The sequence below is a fragment of the Staphylococcus sp. EG-SA-2 genome (assembly GCF_017152085.1).
On sequence record NZ_JACYHC010000398.1, the window covers coordinates 1 to 6,779 of the forward strand.

Annotated in this window: 7 protein-coding genes and 1 pseudogene; all 8 read left to right on the forward strand. The window is 32.6% G+C overall.

Annotated elements, in window-relative coordinates; all coding sequences use genetic code 11:
• A partial coding sequence (locus IDG60_RS03680) for a helicase-related protein (protein ID WP_274611435.1) occupies nt 1-588 on the forward strand: 588 nt, incomplete at its 5' end.
• Nucleotides 581-1,255: a ComF family protein gene (locus tag IDG60_RS03685; RefSeq protein ID WP_001057966.1), complete on the forward strand. Its 675-nt coding sequence runs from the start codon at nt 581-583 to the stop codon at nt 1,253-1,255. The genes IDG60_RS03680 and IDG60_RS03685, both read left to right, overlap by 8 nt.
• A 60-nt stretch (nt 1,256-1,315) precedes the next feature.
• Nucleotides 1,316-1,888: a ribosome hibernation-promoting factor, HPF/YfiA family gene (gene hpf / locus IDG60_RS03690; protein ID WP_000617735.1), complete on the forward strand. Its 573-nt coding sequence runs from the start codon at nt 1,316-1,318 to the stop codon at nt 1,886-1,888.
• A 413-nt stretch (nt 1,889-2,301) separates the two neighbouring features.
• Complete coding sequence (gene secA, locus IDG60_RS03695; protein WP_000506531.1) at nt 2,302-4,833, forward strand: preprotein translocase subunit SecA; 2,532 nt, start codon at nt 2,302-2,304, stop codon at nt 4,831-4,833.
• A gap of 41 nt (nt 4,834-4,874) precedes the next feature.
• Nucleotides 4,875-4,979, forward strand: a complete 105-nt coding sequence (locus tag IDG60_RS03700; RefSeq protein WP_001790092.1) for a hypothetical protein — start codon at nt 4,875-4,877, stop codon at nt 4,977-4,979.
• A gap of 168 nt (nt 4,980-5,147) precedes the next feature.
• Nucleotides 5,148-6,258, forward strand: a protein-coding gene (gene prfB / locus IDG60_RS03705; RefSeq protein WP_010956549.1) for a peptide chain release factor 2 whose coding sequence is annotated in 2 segments (ribosomal slippage) — nt 5,148-5,219 and nt 5,221-6,258 — 1,110 coding nt in all. Because the reading frame shifts where the segments join, the coding sequence is not laid out codon by codon here.
• Nucleotides 6,259-6,411: 153 nt separating this feature from the next.
• Nucleotides 6,412-6,519 carry a hypothetical protein gene (locus tag IDG60_RS03710; protein ID WP_001792175.1) on the forward strand — a complete coding sequence of 36 codons (108 nt, stop codon included), beginning with the start codon at nt 6,412-6,414 and terminating at the stop codon, nt 6,517-6,519.
• Nucleotides 6,520-6,666: 147 nt separating this feature from the next.
• Nucleotides 6,667-6,779, forward strand: a pseudogene (locus IDG60_RS03715) (COG3942 and LysM peptidoglycan-binding domain-containing protein); the annotation flags it as partial.

Sequence of the window (6,779 nt, forward strand, 5' to 3'; positions counted from 1 at the left end):
ATTTATATGACAGCAACACCACCGAAACAACTTCTGTCAGAGATTCCCCACGAAAATATAATTAAATTGCCAGCTCGCTTTCATAAAAAATCACTTCCAGTTCCTAAATATCGTTATTTCAAACTTAATAATAATAAGATTCAGAAAATGTTATACCGAATTTTACAAGATCAAATTAATAATCAACGTTATACACTGGTGTTTTTTAACAATATAGAAACAATGATTAAAACATTTTCGGTTTATAAGCAGAAAATTACTAAATTAACATACGTCCATAGCGAGGATGTTTTTCGCTTTGAAAAAGTTGAACAATTAAGGAATGGACATTTCGATGTCATTTTTACTACGACAATATTAGAACGTGGATTTACAATGGCAAATTTGGATGTTGTTGTTATCGATGCACATCAATATACTCAAGAGGCTTTAATACAAATTGCTGGACGTGTTGGACGAAAATTAGAATGTCCTGCTGGAAAAGTATTGTTTTTTCATGAAGGAGTAAGTATGAATATGATTCAAGCTAAAAAAGAGATTCAAAGGATGAACAAATTAGCATTAAAAAGAGGTTGGATTGATGAATAATTGTTTGAGTTGTGGTGCTAAGTTATATGAAAATATAACCATTTATAATTTGTTCAAGAAACCTAATAGATTATGTGACAGATGCAAAGAGAATTGGGACAATATTAAACTTGATATTAAAGCAAGGCGATGTTCAAGGTGCTTAAAACACTTAAATCAAGATGAAGCGTATTGTTTAGACTGCAAGTTTCTATCGGCACACTTTAATTTAATGGAACAATTATATTGTCAATTTCAATATGACGGTTTAATGAAAGAGATGATACATCAGTATAAATTTTTGAAAGACTATTATTTATGTGAATTATTGGCACATTTGATTGAAATACCACAAACATCTTATGACTATATTGTGCCAATTCCTTCTTCGCCGGCACATGATTTATCTAGAACATTTAACCCGGTAGAAGCAGTACTAAAAGCTAAAGGGATTCGCTTTGATAAGATTTTAAAGATGTCAAATAGACCAAAACAGTCTCATTTAACTAAGAAAGAGCGTCTGGCAGATGAAAATCCATTTATTATTGATACGGAATTAGATTTAAATGGCAAGGAAATATTACTCGTTGACGATATTTATACAACTGGATTAACAATTCATCGTGCAGGGTATAAATTATATGCTAAAAATATCAGAAAATTCAAAGTGTTTGCGTTTGCACGATAGCGTAAAAATGTTAAAATATAATAAAGAGTTACCAATAAAGAGGTTTAAGGAGAGATTACTATGATTAGATTTGAAATTCATGGAGATAACCTCACTATCACAGATGCTATTCGCAACTATATTGAGGAAAAAATTGGTAAGTTGGAACGTTATTTTAATGACGTACCAAATGCAGTGGCGCATGTTAAAGTTAAAACTTATTCAAATTCAGCTACTAAAATTGAAGTAACAATTCCATTGAAAAATGTTACGTTAAGAGCTGAAGAGCGAAACGATGATTTATACGCAGGTATTGATTTAATTAATAATAAACTTGAAAGACAAGTTCGAAAATATAAAACACGTATTAATCGTAAGAGCCGTGATCGAGGAGATCAAGAAGTGTTTGTTGCCGAATTACAAGAAATGCAAGAAACACAAGTTGATAATGACGCTTACGATGATAACGAGATAGAAATTATTCGTTCAAAAGAATTCAGCTTAAAACCAATGGATTCAGAAGAAGCGGTATTACAAATGAATCTATTAGGTCATGACTTCTTTGTATTCACAGACAGAGAAACTGATGGAACAAGTATCGTTTACCGACGTAAAGACGGTAAATATGGCTTGATTCAAACTAGTGAACAATAAATTAAGTTTAAAGCACTTGTGTTTTTGCACAAGTGCTTTTTTATACTCCAAAAGCAAATTATGACTATTTCATAGTTCGATAATGTAATTTGTTGAATGAAACATAGTGACTATGCTAATGTTAATGGATGTATATATTTGAATGTTAAGTTAATAATAGTATGTCAGTCTATTGTATAGTCCGAGTCGAAAATCGTAAAATATTTATAATATAATTTATTAGGAAGTATAATTGCGTATTGAGAATATATTTATTAGTGATAAACTTGTTGACAACAGAATGTGAATGAAGTATGTCATAAATATATTTATATTGATTCCACAAATGAGTAAATAAGTATAATTTTCTAACTATAAATGATAAGATATATTGTTGTAGGCCAAACAGTTTTTTAGCTAAAGGAGCGAACGAAATGGGATTTTTATCAAAAATTCTTGATGGCAATAATAAAGAAATTAAACAGTTAGGTAAACTTGCTGATAAAGTAATCGCTTTAGAAGAAAAAACGGCAATTTTAACTGATGAAGAAATTCGTAATAAAACGAAACAATTCCAAACAGAATTAGCTGACATTGATAATGTCAAAAAGCAAAATGATTATTTAGATAAAATTTTACCAGAAGCATATGCACTTGTTAGAGAAGGCTCTAAACGTGTATTCAATATGACACCATATAAAGTTCAAATTATGGGTGGTATTGCAATTCATAAAGGTGATATCGCTGAGATGAGAACAGGTGAAGGTAAAACATTAACAGCGACAATGCCAACATACTTAAATGCATTAGCTGGTAGAGGTGTTCACGTTATTACAGTCAATGAATACTTATCAAGTGTTCAAAGTGAAGAAATGGCTGAGTTATATAACTTCTTAGGTTTGACTGTCGGATTAAACTTAAACAGTAAGACGACAGAAGAAAAACGTGAAGCATACGCACAAGACATTACTTACAGTACTAATAATGAGCTAGGTTTTGATTACTTACGAGATAACATGGTGAATTATTCTGAAGATAGAGTAATGCGTCCATTACATTTTGCAATCATTGATGAGGTTGACTCAATTTTAATCGACGAGGCACGTACGCCATTAATTATTTCTGGTGAAGCTGAAAAGTCAACGTCACTTTATACACAAGCAAATGTTTTTGCGAAAATGTTAAAACAGGACGAAGATTATAAATACGATGAAAAAACGAAAGCCGTACATTTAACAGAACAAGGTGCGGATAAAGCTGAACGTATGTTCAAAGTTGAAAACTTATATGATGTACAAAATGTTGATGTTATTAGTCATATCAACACAGCTTTACGTGCGCACGTTACATTACAACGTGACGTAGACTATATGGTTGTTGATGGCGAAGTACTAATTGTCGATCAATTTACAGGACGTACAATGCCAGGCCGTCGTTTCTCAGAAGGTTTACACCAAGCTATTGAAGCGAAGGAAGGCGTTCAAATTCAAAATGAATCTAAAACTATGGCGTCTATTACATTCCAAAACTATTTCAGAATGTACAATAAACTTGCGGGTATGACAGGTACAGCTAAAACTGAAGAAGAAGAATTTAGAAATATTTATAACATGACAGTAACTCAAATTCCGACAAATAAACCTGTGCAACGTAACGATAAGTCTGATTTAATTTACATTAGCCAAAAAGGTAAATTTGATGCAGTAGTAGAAGATGTTGTTGAAAAACACAAGGCAGGGCAACCAGTGCTATTAGGTACTGTTGCAGTTGAGACTTCTGAATATATTTCAAATTTACTTAAAAAACGTGGTATCCGTCATGATGTGTTAAATGCGAAAAATCATGAACGTGAAGCTGAAATTGTTGCAGGCGCTGGACAAAAAGGTGCCGTTACTATTGCCACTAACATGGCTGGTCGTGGTACAGATATCAAATTAGGTGAAGGCGTAGAGGAATTAGGCGGTTTAGCAGTAATAGGTACAGAACGACATGAATCTCGTCGTATTGATGACCAGTTACGTGGTCGTTCTGGACGTCAAGGTGATAAAGGGGATAGTCGCTTCTATTTATCATTACAAGATGAATTAATGATTCGTTTTGGTTCTGAACGTTTACAGAAAATGATGAGCCGACTAGGTTTAGATGACTCTACACCAATTGAATCAAAAATGGTATCAAGAGCTGTAGAATCAGCACAAAAACGTGTAGAAGGTAATAACTTCGACGCGCGTAAACGTATCTTAGAATACGATGAAGTATTACGTAAACAACGTGAAATTATCTATAACGAAAGAAATAGTATTATTGATGAAGAAGACAGCTCTCAAGTTGTAGATGCAATGCTACGTTCAACGTTACAACGTAGTATCAATTACTATATTAATACAGCAGATGACGAGCCTGAATATCAACCATTCATCGACTACATTAATGACATTTTCTTACAAGAAGGTGACATTACAGAGGATGATATCAAAGGTAAAGATGCTGAAGATATTTTCGAAGTCGTTTGGGCTAAGATTGAAGCAGCATATCAAAGTCAAAAAGATATCTTAGAAGAACAAATGAATGAGTTTGAGCGTATGATTTTACTTCGTTCTATTGATAGCCATTGGACTGATCATATCGACACAATGGATCAATTACGTCAAGGTATTCACTTACGTTCTTATGCACAGCAAAATCCATTACGTGACTATCAAAATGAAGGTCATGAATTATTTGATATCATGATGCAAAATATCGAAGAAGATACTTGTAAATTCATTTTAAAATCTGTAGTACAAGTTGAAGATAATATTGAACGTGAAAAAACAACAGAGTTTGGTGAAGCGAAGCACGTTTCAGCTGAAGATGGTAAAGAAAAAGTGAAACCGAAACCAATCGTTAAAGGCGATCAAGTTGGTCGTAACGATGATTGTCCATGTGGTAGTGGTAAAAAATTCAAAAATTGCCATGGAAAATAAATGATATAAAATAACTCCTTCCAATTAAACACCTATAGTTTGTGTTATGGGAGGAGTCTTTTTATTTTACAAGCGTTAAATACTTTAAAAAATGTGAAGAAGTTGTTAAACGTTGTTATGTACTTAGTTTTAAAAAATCGGTTTAGGCATATGTCGATGATAAATGTACTGATTTTTAACAATAAAAGCATAAACTAATTGTCAGTGTGCTTATATTTCTTAACATTGTTATTTAACAAAATTATGTTAAAATTTAGCATTATAAAAGATACAAATCAATGACTTGAATTGAAATATAAATAGGAGCGAATGCTATGGAATTATCAGAAATCAAACGAAATATAGATAAGTATAATCAAGATTTAACACAAATTAGGGGGTCTCTTTGACTTAGAGAACAAAGAAACTAATATTCAAGAATATGAAGAAATGATGGCAGAACCTAATTTTTGGGATAACCAAACGAAAGCGCAAGATATTATAGATAAAAATAATGCGTTAAAAGCAATAGTTAATGGTTATAAAACACTACAAGCAGAAGTAGATGACATGGATGCTACTTGGGATTTATTACAAGAAGAATTTGATGAAGAAATGAAAGAAGACTTAGAGCAAGAGGTCATTAATTTTAAGGCTAAAGTGGATGAATACGAATTGCAATTATTATTAGATGGGCCTCACGATGCCAATAACGCAATTCTAGAGTTACATCCTGGTGCAGGTGGCACGGAGTCTCAAGATTGGGCTAATATGCTATTTAGAATGTATCAACGTTATTGTGAGAAGAAAGGCTTTAAAGTTGAAACTGTTGATTATCTACCTGGGGATGAAGCGGGGATTAAAAGTGTAACATTGCTCATCAAAGGGCATAATGCTTATGGTTATTTAAAAGCTGAAAAAGGTGTACACCGACTAGTACGAATTTCTCCATTTGATTCATCAGGACGTCGTCATACATCATTTGCATCATGCGACGTTATTCCAGATTTTAATAATGATGAAATAGAGATTGAAATCAATCCGGATGATATTACAGTTGATACATTCAGAGCTTCTGGTGCAGGTGGTCAGCATATTAACAAAACTGAATCGGCAATACGAATTACCCACCACCCCTCAGGTATAGTTGTTAATAACCAAAATGAACGTTCTCAAATTAAAAACCGTGAAGCAGCTATGAAAATGTTAAAGTCTAAATTATATCAATTAAAATTGGAAGAGCAGGCACGTGAAATGGCTGAAATTCGTGGCGAACAAAAAGAAATCGGCTGGGGAAGCCAAATTAGATCATATGTTTTCCATCCATACTCAATGGTGAAAGATCATCGTACGAACGAAGAAACAGGTAAGGTTGATGCAGTGATGGATGGAGACATTGGACCATTTATCGAATCATATTTAAGACAGACAATGTCGCACGATTAATATATATTTTAAAACCGAGGCTCTAAAAGGGCGTCGGTTTTTGGTTTTTTTAAAGGTAGCTAAATAAATTGTAAATTAGATTTTGGAATATGATTTGTTTATGAATATTTAAGTACAATTCGGTAGATAGAGTTAGAATATATTTTTTAAAAGTTGTGTTTGTTAAAACAACATATGCAGTGTGCATTTAGTAATATTACCTATGGCGATTTTCAAGGTATTGAATTAATCGTTGAAAACGTTCTCAATTACATGGTATGAATACATTTTACACTATGATAAAAGGTTGTATTCTTTTTATATTGTTAACCATTTGATTACATCGTTATAACAATAGCTTTTGACAAAATGTATTGTGCTATAGTATTTGCATACTTAAAATACTAACAGCAAAGGAATGACAGCAAGATGAAAAAAACTCTTACAGTGACGGTTTCGTCAGTGTTAGCTTTTTTAGCTTTAAATAATGCAGCACATGCACAACAACATGGCACACAAGTAAAAACACCTGTTCAACATAA